Origin of the sequence: Clostridium perfringens (assembly GCF_016027375.1) — a bacterium.
Taxonomy (GTDB): Bacteria; Bacillota; Clostridia; order Clostridiales; family Clostridiaceae; genus Sarcina; species Sarcina perfringens.
Genome location: NZ_CP065681.1, coordinates 2,974,675 through 2,989,812 on the forward strand (window position 1 = coordinate 2,974,675; position 15,138 = coordinate 2,989,812).

Below are 15,138 nucleotides of genomic sequence, written 5' to 3' on the forward strand. Positions count from 1 at the left end.
TTTTAACTTTTTTAATTTTTAAATATATTTTAGATTTAAATTAAACTTAGGAAATCTCATAAAAAAAGAGTATATCATAATTTATAGCTCTAGAAAATATAGATTATATTTTCTTAAGAACATAATTATTGATATACTTCTTTTGTTATTAAACTTATTTAATTTTAACCTTAATTAAAGCAATTTAAAGATACTCTATTTATTATGCTATTGCATTTTTACAAGTATTTCCCTCTAAATACTCCTTTAAGTTTTCATATGATATTCCTATCATATTTCTTAAAGCCTCATCTGTATATGAACCCATATGAGGAGTTACTAAAGCTCTTGGGTATAAGCTTATTAATTTTTCATATGACTCATTTTCTAACTTTTGTCCCTCTAAGTTTTTGAAGAATACTGCTGACTCACCTTCTAAAACGTCAGCTCCAAATCCGCCTAATCTTCCTTCTTCAAGAGCTTTTACTATAGCTTCTATATCTTGTAATTCTCCTCTTGCAGTATTGATTATAATAGCATCATTTTTCATTTTTGATATGAATTCTTCATTTATCATGTGATAATTTTGCCCTTTTATATATGGCATATGTACTGATATTACATCAGAAACTTTTAAAACTTCATCTAAAGGCATAAATTCAACTATTTCCTTAGCAGCATCACTTTGGAATACATCGTATGCTACAACCTTAGCTCCTAGTCCTTTAAATAATTTAGCAGTTGTTAATCCGATTCTACCTGCCCCTAATATTCCAACTGTACAGTTTCTTATTTCTTTACTAAACATAAATCCATCTACTACAAAGTTTTTATTGCTTGTTCTATTAGTAGTGTAAGCTGTATGTCTTAAAAGCATCATAGCTAAACTCACAGCTAATTCTCCTATAGCATTTGGTGAGTAACCTGGTACTCTAGCAACTTGTAATCCTAAATCCTTAGCAGCTTCTAAATCAACATGATCAAAGCCAACAGTTCTAGTTAAAACATATTTAAGCCCCTTACTCTTTAATAGTTCTAAGTTTTGTCTATCAGCCATACAGTTTCCTCTTACCATTATAGCCTCAGCCCCTATAGCTTCCTCTACATTTTCATGGTTTAAGTTTTTTTCAACTAAAGTTAAATCATATCCGAACTCTTCATTTAACTTATGGAAGTATGGTACCTCTGTTTCTCTAACTCCATAACATACTAATTTTATCATACGAAAAACCTCCTCTTTTCCCCATCTTTTTATTTTATTTAAATATCTATTTATCCTTTTAATTTAAATTTCTAATTAAATTTTTCATATTAAATATAAGTGAAATAATATTTGAATGAGTGCTTAGAATTTCATTTTTTATGGAATAGATTCAGCATTAAAAAGCGAAAACTGTTTGAAGCGAAGCAAGTTTTTGGGCTTTAGCTGAATCTATGGAATAAAGAATAGAAATTCTCCACGAAATTCAATAATTATTGAACTATATTTAATATGAAAAATATGTTTTTAGTTTTAAAAAGTTTGTTAGTTTTAAATGCTTATATTATTAAGCGAATAATCCTATGTTTTTGATTATTTGTAATATTACTATCCAGAATGGCATTGCTACTACGGCAACCACTGTTGATAGTAATGAACAGTTTGATGTTAATAAAGCTTCCTTATCAAAACTTATTGCGTAAGCTGCTGCCACTGTAGCAGTTGGAGTAGCTAACATGATAACTGTAGTAGCCATTCCTTCGAATGAAACTGGTAATATACCTGTTTTATTTAATACTACTAATAATCCTAAGTTTATAACTGGAACTAATATTATTTTTATTAAACTGTAAACCCAAGGTTCTTTTTGTCCTACTGCTTGCTTAAATGGTACTTCTGCTAAAGTAATACCTATAGCTAACCATGCAAGTGGTGAACATAATTTATCTAAGTATGTAAGTGGTTTATATAACCAAGGTAATGTTTGATCTATTCTTAAGAATGCATAACTCTTATCACCTATTTGAACTTGTGGTAACATACCTTGGAATAACCATATAAATAATCCTAAGAATGTAGCTATAATTACTGGGTTTAATAACATTTCTTTTAAATTTTTCTTTAAGTTTTCTTTGTCCATTTTTACACCTGACATTTTGATGTATCCATATGAATATAAGAAAACTCTATATGCTATGTTAAATATTGATGAGTACATAGCTCCAACTGAACCATAAACTGCTTTAACTATTGGAACTCCAAAGAAAGTTGTTGATCCAAATATAGTAAGTACTCTAAATACGTCTTGCTTGTCCCCTTTAACTCTTGCAAAGATAAACTTTGTTAATACAATTAATAATATGTAAATTACAAATCCCCATATTAGAATATTAATACCTTCATGTAATTCTTTTTGATTAATATCTTTCATGAATGAAGTAAATGCTAATGCTGGAATTGCAACTGTTAATACAACCTTAGTTAATATTTTAGATGCAGCCCCTGTTAATATATTTCTTTTTCTAATATAAAATCCTAAGAATATAATTGCTATTGATGAAAATATTGCACCTATGATTGCATTATCAGTAAGTGTTTTTTGAATGATTTCTAACATTACTAACCTTCCTCCTATTTTGTGTTTTTTTTAACATTTAAAGTTGTGTTGATTTTTGTCGAAATTTCTTCTCACAAGAATTATTGTACAAGCCTTGCCCTTTTCAAACAATTTATTTAAGTTTTTAAATAATTATTTAAGTTATTTAAGTTAAATATTTAACAAAATCAAAATTTATTAAAAGCTAAAAAAAGTCCTCAAAACAGCTTTATAAGCCATCTTAAGAACTTTCAACTATAAAATTATTATTCTTTTTATTTAGAAAGAAGTATGTATCTTACTTCATCATTAAAAAAATCCTTTGTTAATTGTTTAATTATCAACTTAGAATCTAAGGATATGTATTCTTTTAAAGCATCCTCTATAAGAGCTATCTCATTTAAATTTATTCCTTCTTTGCTCATTAATATTAATTTAAATAAATTATCTCTCTGTATTTTAGAAAACTCCCCTAAAATCCTCATAATTACTTCTCCTGAAAAATCCTCTCCCTTAACCTTTCCAAGAGTTAATTTAGAGTTAGCTATTTTTTTTCTATATTCAGTCCATTTATCTCCTAAATCATCCTTTAATAATAGGAAATCTATTAAAATATGAATAAACTCATTTAAATTAACATCATAATTATTTAATACTAAAGAGCACTCCCTAAATCTTGAATCTATATTAGTAATTTTATTAAATATAATCTCTTCATTAAATATGATTAATATCTTGTCCCAATTTATATCCTTTGAAATTTCACCTAATTTATTCATGAATGAAGTTATAAACAATTGATCCTTATTAGCATCTTTATTAAATAAATCAAAAAAAATTATTTTAATCTCTTCATTTTCACCATTTTTATTTAAATCAAATATATCCTTAAACCTATTTGTATCATTTAAATAAGTTTCATTGAATTCTTTGCTTCCTAATGAATAAAAGTTAATTACAGAACCTCTTTTACTTAGATAAATCCTATTAAACTTCTCTTCACTAAATCCATTTTTATATTTTTTTCTATTACAAATTTCTTTATAATCTAAAACCTTTTTATTTAAAGAATATTCCTCACAATTTAAAACCCTAAAAAGCCCCTCTTCTCTATGACTTAAGATTTTATCACCAACATATAAAAACCTAAACTTCATAAAAAACCTCACAAATTTCACTTTTAATACCTTATTTTCATTAAAATTATTTAATAAAAACCTAGGCAATAAAAGCTATTAATAATTATTTTATCTCGCTAAATATAATTATATCATATTAGATTCTTTGCATTCTCTAGTAAATTAAATTACATCTATCAAACTAAATCTTTAAAAAGTTATCTTAAAATAAATTTCTTTAAATTAAATAGCTTGCATTAAAGTAAATAAGTTACTTTAAATTAATATCTTACTTTAATTACTTTTAATTTATTAACTTACTTTCAATTAAATAAGCTACTTTAAAATAAAAAAATATAGCTGATACAAATTTAAAATTCTTAAAATTCATATCAGCTACATTATTCATATATTTTATTTATACTATTTTTAAGAAAAAATACTTTTTAACACTATTTAACCTAAATAATTTATTACATACTTCTATAAAACTCTAATTTAAAATAACTTATTTTAAAGTCTCATAATCTTAAATTTTAAAGTTTATATTTCTTATGAAGCACTACTTTGTTCAAATTGGCTATTGTAAAGGCTTGAATAGAATCCACCTTTTTCTAGAAGCTCTTCATGATTTCCTTGTTCAACTATATCTCCATCCTTCATAACAAGGATTAAGTCTGCATCACGTATAGTAGAAAGTCTGTGAGCTATAATAAAGCTTGTTCTTCCTTCCATAAGTTTTTCCATAGCTTTTTGGATTAAAAGCTCTGTACGAGTATCAACTGAACTTGTAGCCTCATCAAGTATTAATAGCTTAGGGTCTTTTAAGAAAGCTCTAGCAATTGTTAAAAGCTGCTTTTGTCCTTGTGATATATTACTTGCTTCTTCGTTTAAGACCATATTATATCCTTCTGGTAAAGTTTTTACGAAATGATCAACATGGGCAGCCTTAGCAGCTTCTTTAACTTCAGCATCTGTTGCATCTAGTCTTCCATAACGTAAATTCTCCATTATAGTTCCATTAAATAACCATGTATCTTGAAGAACCATACCAAATAAGTTACGTAAATCAGCACGCTTAAAGTCTCTTATATCATGACCATCAATCTTAATGCTTCCACTATTTATATCGTAGAATCTCATTAATAATTTAACTATTGTAGTTTTACCTGCTCCTGTAGGTCCAACAATAGCAACCTTTTGCCCTGGTTTAACATCTACTGAGAAATCATTTATTATTATCTTATCTTCATTATATCCAAAATGAACATCTTCAAATTCAACTTCTCCTCTTATTTCTGAAGGATCTACTGAATTAACTGGATCTTTAACCTCATCCTCTTCATCTAAGAATTCAAATACTCTCTCAGCAGCAGCCGCTGTTGATTGCATTATATTTGCAACCTGAGCCATTTGAGATATTGGTTGGTTAAATGAACGTACATATTGGATAAATGCTTGTATATCCCCAACTGTTATAACACTTTTAATTGTTAACCATCCACCAAGTATTGAAACTAAAACATATCCTAAGTTTCCTACAAAAGACATGATTGGCATCATCATACCTGATAAGAATTGAGATTTCCAAGCTGATTTATATAAAGTGTTATTTAATTCATCAAAGTCTTTAGTTGAAGCTTCTTCTCTATTGAAAGCTTTCATTATATTGTGTCCACCATAAACCTCTTCTACTTGACCATTAAGATGACCTAAGTATTCTTGTTGAGATTTAAAGTATTTTTGAGATTTCTTAACAACTAAAGATATAAGAACCATTGAAACTGGAAGTATTATAAATGTTGCTAAAGTCATAATCCAACTTATTGAGAACATCATTATTAATACTCCAATTAAAGTAACCACTGAAGTTATTATCTGTGATAAACTTTGATTTAAAGTTTGGTTCACTGTATCAACGTCATTTGTAATTCTTGATAAAACTTCTCCATTTGTTCTTGTATCAAAATAATTAAGAGGTAAAGTATCCATTTTTTCTGATATTTGCTTTCTTAAATTATAAGAAACCTTTTGAGCAACTCCTGACATTATAAAAGATTGTATAATCCCAAATAATGAACTTACTAAGTATAGAGCTACTAAAATCATTGCTATATTTCCAATGTATCCAAAATCTATAGAAGCATCTGGTACCCCGGTTATCTTTTGAACTAAACCTTCAAATATTTTAGTAGTGGCTTTACCTAAAATCTTAGGTCCAACTATTGAGAAGGCAGCACTTCCTATAGCAAATAATATTACAATAGCTATAGATAAACTATAAGGTTTTAAATAAACCCCAAGCTTTTTCATTGTTCCTTTAAAATCTTTTGCTTTTTCAACGGCTCTTGGGCCTCCGCCCATTCTACCCATTGGGCCGCCCATTCCGCCTTTTCTTTCTTTACTCATTACTTAGCTCCTCCTTTGAAAGTTGAGATAAAGCTATTTGCTTATAAACCTCACAATTTTCTAGAAGTTCTTTATGAGTTCCCTTACCAACAATCTTACCTTCATCAAGTACGATTATTTGATTAGCTCCCATAATTGTGCTTATTCTTTGTGCAACTATAAGCATTGTGCTATGTGATGTTTTCTCATTAAGGGCTTTTCTAACAGCTGCATCTGTTTTAAAGTCAAGAGCTGAGAAACTATCATCAAAAATATATACATCAGGATTTTTTACTAAAGCTCTAGCAATTGAAAGTCTTTGTTTTTGTCCACCAGATACGTTAGTACCACCTTGTGAAATTTCCTCTGCATATTTTAAAGCTTTAGTATTTATAAATTCAGAAGCTTGAGCAATATTTGCAGCCTCTTCTAATTCTTCTAAAAGTGCATCCTCATTACCATATTTTAAGTTACTTTCTATAGTACCTGAGAATAATATTCCCTTTTGAGGAACATAACCTATTTTTTCTCTTAAATCATGTTGAGAAACTTTTCTTATATCTGTTCCATCAACTAAGATTTCACCTTCTGTAACATCATAGAAACGTGGTACTAAATTAACTAAAGTAGATTTACCACTACCAGTTCCTCCAATGAAGGCAGTTGTTTCACCAGGCTTTGCAGTAAATGAAATATCTTTTAAAACATATTCCTCTGCACCAGGATATTTAAATGAAACATTTTTAAATTCAACATATCCTTTTTTATTTTTATTAAACTCATCATTCTTTTCAGGGTCTTTTATGCTTTCTTTAGTTTCTAAAACCTCAGCTATACGTTGACCTGAAACTGATGCTCTTGGAAGCATTACTGATACCATAGATATCATTAAGAATGCCATTATGATTTGCATTGTATATTGAATAAATGCCATCATGTCCCCAACTTGCATAACTCCATCATTTACATTATGAGCACCAACCCATACTATAAGAATAGTTATAAGATTCATTATAAGCATCATAAGTGGCATCATTCCACCCATTATTCTACTAACAAAAAGATTTGTTCTAGTAAGATCTTTATTTACTCCATCAAACTTATTCTCTTGATATTTTTCTGTATTAAAGGCACGGATTACTAACATTCCTGTAAGTGATTCACGAGCTACTAAGTTAAGTTTATCAACAAGCTTTTGAACTAACTTGAATTTTGGAATAGCAAGTCCAAATAAAACTATTACTAAAGAAAGTATAGCAGCTAAGGCTACAGCTATTATCCATGACATTCCAGTATCTGTTTTTACAACTCTAAAAATACCTCCTAGACCTAAGATAGGTGCATAGAAAACTATTCTAAGAAGTAGAACCATAAGAGTTTGTATTTGTTGAATATCATTTGTACTACGAGTTATAAGGGAAGCTGTTGAAAACTTATCAAATTCTGCATTTGAAAATCTAACAACTTTACCAAAAACTTTACTACGAAGATTTCTTCCAAATCCTGCTGCCACTCTTGCGGCTATTAATGTTACTGATACTGCTGCAATCATACTTCCAAAGGCTAAAAGAATCATTATTCCTCCAGTTTTTAGTATGTATTGACTTTGTATCTTCTCTATATTCATGCCTAAATCAGTATATTGAGCTTTAATAAAAGTAGTCGCTGTTTGAGTAACCATACTCTCTGGCATACTTTCAAATTTCTCATTAATTTGCTTAAGCATATCATTCTTTTGCGCCTCTGGCATATTCTTAATCATAAAGAATGGATCTGTATTAGCAGGCATTCCTTGTATTTGTCCTTCTTTAGGAGCACTTTCTTCCATATTAGCCTTGGAATTATCAGAAGCTCCTGTAAGAGATGGATTTCCCATTACTCCTTGTAGGCCCTTTTCTTCAATTCCACCTACAACTATCATTGCCTTACCCATAATAGGATTTAATTCATTAATTATCTCTTTATCTTTAGTGTTTAATTTACAAATATTCTCCTTCTCTAAAGCTGGATAATCTTTTACATATTCATCATACTCACTTTGAGAAAGGTTACCTTTATCTAACAACGTATAATTGCTTTCTACTTTTTCTTTTTCATCTTTGCTCATAAAAAGTGTCAGTTTATCAAATTCTGATTTACTAATTACTTTTGGAACAGCATTTTCTATACCACCTTGCTGAATTCCTACATTGACTATGTTTGACATGTAATCTGGTAAAGATAAATCAAACATTGCCTGAGCAAAAAGAAGTACTATAACAGCTAAAATTGATGCCGTAAATGGTTTTAAGTATTTAATTAGCTTTGACATGTATTTCCCTCTTTTCTTTTTTTTAATTTATAATGTTTTAAATTTGTATTGTCTTTGATATTAAGTTAATTCTAAAAATATGTTTAAAAATAAATACTCACTAAAACAAAGTTTTCAAATCTATTTCTTTATAAATAGTTATATTTTAATATTAATTATATTTTCATAACTATTCTATGTCAATAACTATTTTTGGTGTATAATAGTTATATGTGGTTATAATATAAAGTGTTTTGCTACAATACTAAAAACTTTAAAAATTTATTCATTTATTATATTATACATCAACTAAAATTTATAAACTTAATACAATAGGAGGTAAAAATGAATACCATAGAAAATTTAATGGGAGCTACTGAAGAACTTTACACACTATTATTGTGTTTAAATAGAAAAGTATTTAGTCATGATGATATTATTAAAAGATTGTCTATTCCTCCATCACATGCCAAAGTTATATTTCATTTACATTGTGGTGGGGAAGCTTCTGTTTCAGAAATAGCCAAAAATTTATCTATATCAAAATCAAATATGACTCCAATTATAGATAAACTTATTCAAGAAAATTTAGTTGAAAGATTTACAGATCCTAATGATAGAAGAATCATCAGAGTTAGAGTAACGGAAAAAGGGCATGAATTTTGTTTAAAACAAAGAGAAAAAACTAAAAAGCATCTTGAAGAAAAAATATCATCCCTTTCACCAGAGGAATTAGAAAGAATAAAAGATTTAGCTAAAGAACTTAATAGCATTTTTTCTAAAATAGAATAAAGTGGCTACTAGAGCTATATCAAAATATAAAAATAAAACTTACAAACATATTCAGAGAATTACTAGATTTCTCTTCATACTGTTTGTAAGTTTTATTAAAAGTTATTTTGATACACGCACTTCATAATTTTTATTATATTAAGCCTAATTCTAATAAAGCCTTATATATTCCTTCATTTGGAACATTTTCTGTTTGCTTATATGCATGTGGTATTAAAGTTTCATGGGCATCTCCCATTGCTATTCCATATTTAACTCTTTGGAACATTTCTATATCATTTTCTCCATCTCCAAAGGCATAAGTATCCTTATCAATTAAGCCTAGCTCCTTTATTAAATGTTCTATTCCATGAGCCTTTGTGCACCCTCTTCTATACATATCATAAGATGAATGTCCTGGATGTTGCATAAACACAAATTCATCCTTAAATCTTTCAAATATGTCTTTAAAATCATCCTTATTATTATCAACAATAACAAGCTTATTTGCTGAAAGCTCCTCTTCTGTCCAATCACCAGTAAAACTTTCCTCTGGAAGAGAAAAATTTTCTACCATTTTTTTAGCCACATCATTATTTAAAACATAACTTGTTTTTTGTCCTTCTAAAATAAAGTTAATATTATGTTCAACGCAATAATCCATTATCTCTTTTAATTTCTCTAATTTTATATCATCATTAAGAATGACTTCATTATTTAACTCTATATATGTTCCATTAGATGCTATATACCCATCTAACTCTAATTCCTTTAATCCATCATCAACAAAGCTCATTGGACGTCCTGTAGCAAGAATTGTTAAATATCCATTTTCTTTTAATTTTTTAATTGCCTCTTTAGTTTTATTTGAAGGTTTATATAACCCTTTGCCACAATCAATTAATGTACCATCTACATCAAAAAATACTATTCCTTTTAAATTATTCATAAGTACCCTCCTCCTTTTAATAATTACTATGATAACATACTTTTTTTCAGATTATAAATCTTTTCAACATAATTAAAGGAAATGTAACCCTGTATAAAAATATAAAAATAAAACTTACAAACATATTCTGAGAATTACTAGATTTTAAGTGAAAGTCCAAATTTTAATTTGGAAACTTGAACTTATCCAATGGAACTTTAGTTACATTGGAGTCATTTGGATAATTATTACTCCGAAGATATTACTAAAGCTCATCTAGATATTCTCTTGATACTGTTTGTAAGTTTTATAAAGGCCTATTTATTTGTTACCTATAATAAATATTATATATTAATCTCTAAATTAAACTCTTTTATTATATGCTAAAAAGCTTTCCTACTAAGTCACTTATTATTACCCATATTGAGAATTCATTTCCTCCATATGTTTGAATGAAGTTTCCTACAGTTCCACTTACTAAATTTAAGGAAATAGCCGCTAATACCATTAGGATTATTCCTCCTAAAGCACTTGTAATTATAGCTGCTGGCCACCCACCTCTTGCATTGGCAAAGATAGCTCCTGGTGCAACATCAAAATAACATGCAACCACTAGTGGTATAAGAGCAAAGGTTAATACTCCTGATGCTCCTAATAAGAATAAAGTACCTATACTTGTTATAAGTGCTATTATGAATCCAATTAATAAAGCATTTGGTCCATATGGGAATATCATAGGAATATCTAAAGCTGGAATTGAACCCTTCGCTAATTTATCTGCTATACCTTTAAATGATGGTATTATTTCTCCTAAGATCATTCTTACCCCTGTTAAAAGTATTATCATACCTGCTGCAAAAGTTATTCCTTGAATTAAAGAATAAGTAATAAGTGGCTCACTTCCATATATAGCTATTCTACTTTCTTTTCCTATAAATAAACCAACTATTATATAAACTATAAACATAACTATTGCCGCTGTTATATTTGTATCTCTAAAGAAACTTAAAGACTTTGGAAGATTTAAATTCTCTATATTTTTATCTTTTTGTCCAACAAGTTTTCCTATATAAGAACCTAATAAACAATATATTGAGGCAGTATGTCCAATAGTAAAACTATCATTTCCAGTTACATACTTAACATGTTTTCTTAGTATATATGGGAATATTGTTATAACTAAAATATACATAATTAATGTGAATATGAATAACTTTAATCCACTTACATTATTTTCAATACCAACTGCTAAGAAAAGCATTGGATACCAAAATAATATATTTCCTGTTAAGTATATAGTCTTAAATCTTGTATATCTAGCAATGATTATGTTGATTACAAATCCGCAAAGAAGTATTAATCCAACATAGCTTCCATACTGACCTAAAAATACATTAAAATCTCCTAATGTACTATTACTTTGAGTGTTAAATAATCCTGAAAAGGCATTAGCTAAAGGAGTAATTGAAGAAACTACTATATCTACCCCCTTAAGTAGAATTACCATTCCTATTATTCCTTTAAATATGCCTTTTAAAATAGCATCTATTGATTTTCTTTGAAGTATTAAACCAATTGCTACTACAAGCCCCATAAATAAAGCTGGATTTCTAAAAAAACTTACACAAAAATCTAATATTTCTTTCATTTTTAATAATTCCTTTTTATTTAATCTAATTTAATTTTTCTTAATTTCTTATAGCTTTTAAAATCTTTTCCTTTACTTCTTCTTTATCCATAAAGTTTGATATATAAACAAGTTTTCCACTTACTTGCCCTTCTATCTCTTCTCCAATTTCTTTTGATGTTAAAATTAAGTCCGCAGAATTTCCACATGCTGAAGTCATATCACTAGCTTCAACCTCACCATTTATTCCTTCCTCTTCAAGAATTGAATCAACTGTCATTTTTAAAAGCAAACTTGTTCCAACTCCAAATCCACATACAGTCATAATTTTCACCTATATCCCCTCCTCTCCATAGTATATAGATAGATTTAAATTTCAAAAGATCCTTTTAATACTTATCCCTTAGAAGTCAATTCATCTCTTAAAACTTATCTACAAATAAATATTACTTATAAAATATACTAATTTAAAATATTTTATAAGTTACTTTTTGAAAAGTTTAATAAATTACATAAAAAGCTCCATTATCTCTTTTTTATTTTGAGCATTTTTAATTTTATTAACAGAATCCTCATTTATTAAGACCCTTGCTAAATCTTGTAGAGCATCTAAATGACCTGTGTTTTCCTTTGCTCCAATAACAAAAATTATTTCTATTGGATCATTATCCTCATGACCAAATTCAACTGGATTTTCTAAAGTAAGCATGCTAATACACTCTTTAAACACATAATCACCTGGTCTAGAATGAGCAATAACCACTCCTGGCATAATTGCCATATATGGTCCTAAGTCATTGATCTTCTCTAAAATATCTTTTACATATTCCTCTGTTATACTTCCATCTTTTAAAAGAGGCTCCGCAGCCAATCTAACTGCCTCTTCTTTGTTAAAAGCTTTAGCCTTGAGAATTATATTATTCTCATTTAATAAATCCCTAATAAAATTCACCAACTTTCCTTACGTTAATTTAACATCATACAAACAAAAACCCCTAATTACTTTATAAATATGTTAAATTTACCTAAGTATATTATCATTCCAAAGCATTTAAAGTCAATTTTAAAGTATATTTAAGTAAAATAACCCTTTTAAATACAAAATACAAAGATAAATATTTAACCATCTTAAATTTAATATTCCTATAAAAATTAAATTTTACTTAAATAAAAAAATATCACATTTATATACTAACTATTCTTTATTAACTAGAATAATTAATATACTATAAATGTGATACTTATAATTCACTTAATAAAAGATATTTTACTTTCTTAAATTCCCCTCTAAACTTAATCTTTTCTAAAATATAAATTATATTAATTTAAAGCTGCTATATTAGCTTCTATTAAAGATTTTACATTAGAAAAATATAAGCTATATCCTACATTATTTGGATATATTCCACCCTTAGTTGTTAATTTAGCATAAGGGGCTGGATCCTTTGTAAATACTGTAGCCATATCTAAAACCTTTATATCATTATCTTTTCCAATGTCTTCAATTATAGTCGTATATTCATTTTTCTTTCTAAGAGAATTCTCTATTATAGGAACTATAGAAATATTTTTATTTCTTTCCTTTAAATTCTTAATTATTTTTTCATAATCTTCTTTGAATTCATTAGGTTTAATTTCCTTTTGATCATTTTCACCAAATATTATGTAAGCTAAATCAAAATTATCTTTATTTTTCTCTAGTTCCTCTAAACCTACTTTAACTGTAGCTTTATCTTGTGATAAATTTGTTATATTAGCCTTTGATTTATATGTTTCTTCTAACCATTTAGAAAGACTACTTGTCCAATTACCACTTTCATCTGTTTTTCCTTCACTAAGTCCTACACCATTACCTAAAACTAAAATATTTACTTCTTCACCTTTTTTTATTTTTTCATAAGGATTTGATGTGGTCGCTTGCTTTTTATTATCTTCAGAGTTATTACTTGAATCTGAGCTATAAATTTCCATATTTTTAGCTAAAGTCTTCTTATCCCTTATGGTTCCAACAGCTATAACTAATGCTAAAGCTATTATTAAAATTATTATTGAAATATCTAGAACCTTAGATTTACTTCTACTAGAAGAATTTCTTTTAGGATTTTTAACTCTTCTTCCATTCTTCATATTTTTCCTCCATATTTTTATTTGTGAGATAAATTGTTATATACTATATATTTTACATAAAAATTGGTCTTTTTTACAGTATAAATTGCAATTTATATTTATAATTTATGAACTTTAGCCAAAAATTTCTAAAATAATCTTATAAATATTCTTGATTAATTTATGTAAAATACAAACTTAACATTTCATATATAAACTTACTTCAAAAGTATTCTTTGAATCTTTAATTTCAATATCTCCATGATTTTTATGCACTGCTTCTTTTACATTTTCTAAGCCTATTCCGTGATTTTTCTTATCCTTTTTACTAGTTAAAAATTTGTTGTTTCTCTTTTCAACTTTATTATTCTTTGAATTAATTACCTTAATATAAATTTGATTTAGATAAATTCTAGCACTAACTTGAATAACCTTTTGAACCTCTTTATCATTTATTTTTTCACAAGCTTCTATAGCATTATCAATTAAATTTCCTAGGACAATGCATAAATCTAAGTCATCAATCTTTAGCTTCTTGTTTATAATAATATCAAATCTTATATTAATTCCTTCTTTTTTACACCTCTCACATTTATCAAGACATATAGCATTTATAACCTTATTGCTACATATATTATTATCCTTATTTGTAACAATCCTCTCACTTAAGGATTGTATATAATCATCCATATTCTTATAATCTTTATTTTCCAAAAAATACTTAATAACACTCATATGATTATTCATATCATGAAGAGCTTTTCTCGCCTCACCATAGTTATTAATTACCTTCTCATAATAATTTTTTTGATAATCTAATTGTTTCTCCAAAATATTTATTTGAGAATTAGCCTTATATTCCTTAAACCTCTTGTATGTAATAAAATGTATTATTGCTAAATTAACAGCTATACTAATTGTACTTATATTAACTCTATATACTAAGCCTACATTTAATGCAATATTATCAAAAACTTTTTCAGATAATAAAACAGCTATTCCAATTGCAAATACCAGTTTAGTTTGTTTTTTTATTGTTAAGTCATTTACATTTATAATGCACTCTTTAAAGAAGTTTACTATGAATACAACTACTGTAATCATTAATATTAAAAGTATTATGAAGCAAAGAAACATAATATTATTCATGATTTTCAACACTTCTAAATCAAAAATCATAACTGAATATATAAACATTAGTATGTATTTTCCCAATGAAAGATTTAATAAATATATGGAAGACATTAATATAGACGTTGTATTTTTTTTATATAAATATACATAGTATATATATATAATTAAAGCTTCAAAAAAACAGGAAAGCTCATTAATATAAAAAATATAATTAATAAGTA

The 15,138-nt window shown here is 27.2% G+C and carries 12 protein-coding genes; 1 reads left to right on the forward strand and 11 read right to left on the reverse strand.

Annotated elements, in window-relative coordinates:
• Positions 1 to 202 precede the first annotated feature (202 nt).
• From I6G60_RS13835 to I6G60_RS13855, 5 genes are all read right to left on the reverse strand, one after another.
• Positions 203 to 1,201, reverse strand: coding sequence for a 2-hydroxyacid dehydrogenase (locus tag I6G60_RS13835; RefSeq protein ID WP_003455390.1), 999 nt, complete (start codon positions 1,199 to 1,201; stop codon positions 203 to 205).
• 325 nt (positions 1,202 to 1,526) lie between these two features.
• Positions 1,527 to 2,576, reverse strand: coding sequence for an AEC family transporter (locus tag I6G60_RS13840; RefSeq protein WP_003449992.1), 1,050 nt, complete (start codon positions 2,574 to 2,576; stop codon positions 1,527 to 1,529).
• A 254-nt stretch (positions 2,577 to 2,830) separates the two neighbouring features.
• Positions 2,831 to 3,712: a hypothetical protein gene (locus tag I6G60_RS13845; RefSeq protein ID WP_197925429.1), complete on the reverse strand. Its 882-nt coding sequence runs from the start codon at positions 3,710 to 3,712 to the stop codon at positions 2,831 to 2,833.
• A gap of 513 nt (positions 3,713 to 4,225) precedes the next feature.
• Positions 4,226 to 6,082, reverse strand: coding sequence for an ABC transporter ATP-binding protein (locus I6G60_RS13850; RefSeq protein WP_003478776.1), 1,857 nt, complete (start codon positions 6,080 to 6,082; stop codon positions 4,226 to 4,228).
• Positions 6,075 to 8,372: an ABC transporter ATP-binding protein gene (locus I6G60_RS13855; protein WP_197925431.1), complete on the reverse strand. Its 2,298-nt coding sequence runs from the start codon at positions 8,370 to 8,372 to the stop codon at positions 6,075 to 6,077. Before I6G60_RS13855 ends, I6G60_RS13850 begins: the two co-directional genes overlap by 8 nt.
• 324 nt (positions 8,373 to 8,696) lie before the next feature.
• Between I6G60_RS13855 and I6G60_RS13860 the strand changes: the two genes are divergently transcribed.
• A complete protein-coding gene (locus I6G60_RS13860; RefSeq protein ID WP_003461042.1) occupies positions 8,697 to 9,143 on the forward strand; it encodes a MarR family winged helix-turn-helix transcriptional regulator in 447 nt (148 codons plus the stop codon).
• A 133-nt stretch (positions 9,144 to 9,276) separates the two neighbouring features.
• On the opposite strand, the gene I6G60_RS13865 is transcribed toward I6G60_RS13860, so the two are convergent.
• The 6 genes from I6G60_RS13865 to I6G60_RS13890 form a co-directional block, all read right to left on the reverse strand.
• Complete coding sequence (locus I6G60_RS13865) at positions 9,277 to 10,071, reverse strand: HAD family hydrolase (protein WP_197925433.1); 795 nt, start codon at positions 10,069 to 10,071, stop codon at positions 9,277 to 9,279.
• A 355-nt stretch (positions 10,072 to 10,426) separates the two neighbouring features.
• Positions 10,427 to 11,698, reverse strand: a complete 1,272-nt coding sequence (locus I6G60_RS13870; RefSeq protein ID WP_197925435.1) for a PTS ascorbate transporter subunit IIC — start codon at positions 11,696 to 11,698, stop codon at positions 10,427 to 10,429.
• Positions 11,699 to 11,738: 40 nt separating this feature from the next.
• The gene (locus I6G60_RS13875) at positions 11,739 to 12,011 is read right to left on the reverse strand and encodes a PTS sugar transporter subunit IIB (protein WP_003474464.1); all 273 of its coding nucleotides are present in this window, start codon (positions 12,009 to 12,011) and stop codon (positions 11,739 to 11,741) included.
• A gap of 174 nt (positions 12,012 to 12,185) precedes the next feature.
• Entirely contained in the window at positions 12,186 to 12,629 is a 444-nt protein-coding gene (locus I6G60_RS13880) for a PTS sugar transporter subunit IIA (protein ID WP_003455279.1), read from the reverse strand.
• Positions 12,630 to 12,997: 368 nt separating this feature from the next.
• On the reverse strand, positions 12,998 to 13,804 hold the full coding sequence (locus I6G60_RS13885; protein ID WP_003471250.1) for an SGNH/GDSL hydrolase family protein: 807 nt from the start codon (positions 13,802 to 13,804) through the stop codon (positions 12,998 to 13,000).
• Between the two features lie 177 nt (positions 13,805 to 13,981).
• The gene (locus tag I6G60_RS13890; protein WP_223932422.1) at positions 13,982 to 14,980 is read right to left on the reverse strand and encodes a sensor histidine kinase; all 999 of its coding nucleotides are present in this window, start codon (positions 14,978 to 14,980) and stop codon (positions 13,982 to 13,984) included.
• Between the last annotated feature and the right edge of the window lie 158 nt (positions 14,981 to 15,138).

Bases quoted from the DNA above. Each gene is read 5' to 3' on its own strand.
- I6G60_RS13835 (WP_003455390.1), bottom strand. From the start codon at position 1,201: ATGATAAAATTAGTATGTTATGGAGTTAGAGAAACAGAGGTACCATAC.
- I6G60_RS13840 (WP_003449992.1), bottom strand. From the start codon at position 2,576: ATGTTAGAAATCATTCAAAAAACACTTACTGATAATGCAATCATAGGT.
- I6G60_RS13845 (WP_197925429.1), bottom strand. From the start codon at position 3,712: ATGAAGTTTAGGTTTTTATATGTTGGTGATAAAATCTTAAGTCATAGA.
- I6G60_RS13850 (WP_003478776.1), bottom strand. From the start codon at position 6,082: ATGAGTAAAGAAAGAAAAGGCGGAATGGGCGGCCCAATGGGTAGAATG.
- I6G60_RS13855 (WP_197925431.1), bottom strand. From the start codon at position 8,372: ATGTCAAAGCTAATTAAATACTTAAAACCATTTACGGCATCAATTTTA.
- I6G60_RS13860 (WP_003461042.1), top strand. From the start codon at position 8,697: ATGAATACCATAGAAAATTTAATGGGAGCTACTGAAGAACTTTACACA.
- I6G60_RS13865 (WP_197925433.1), bottom strand. From the start codon at position 10,071: ATGAATAATTTAAAAGGAATAGTATTTTTTGATGTAGATGGTACATTA.
- I6G60_RS13870 (WP_197925435.1), bottom strand. From the start codon at position 11,698: ATGAAAGAAATATTAGATTTTTGTGTAAGTTTTTTTAGAAATCCAGCT.
- I6G60_RS13885 (WP_003471250.1), bottom strand. From the start codon at position 13,804: ATGAAGAATGGAAGAAGAGTTAAAAATCCTAAAAGAAATTCTTCTAGT.
- I6G60_RS13890 (WP_223932422.1), bottom strand. From the start codon at position 14,980: ATGTTTATATATTCAGTTATGATTTTTGATTTAGAAGTGTTGAAAATC.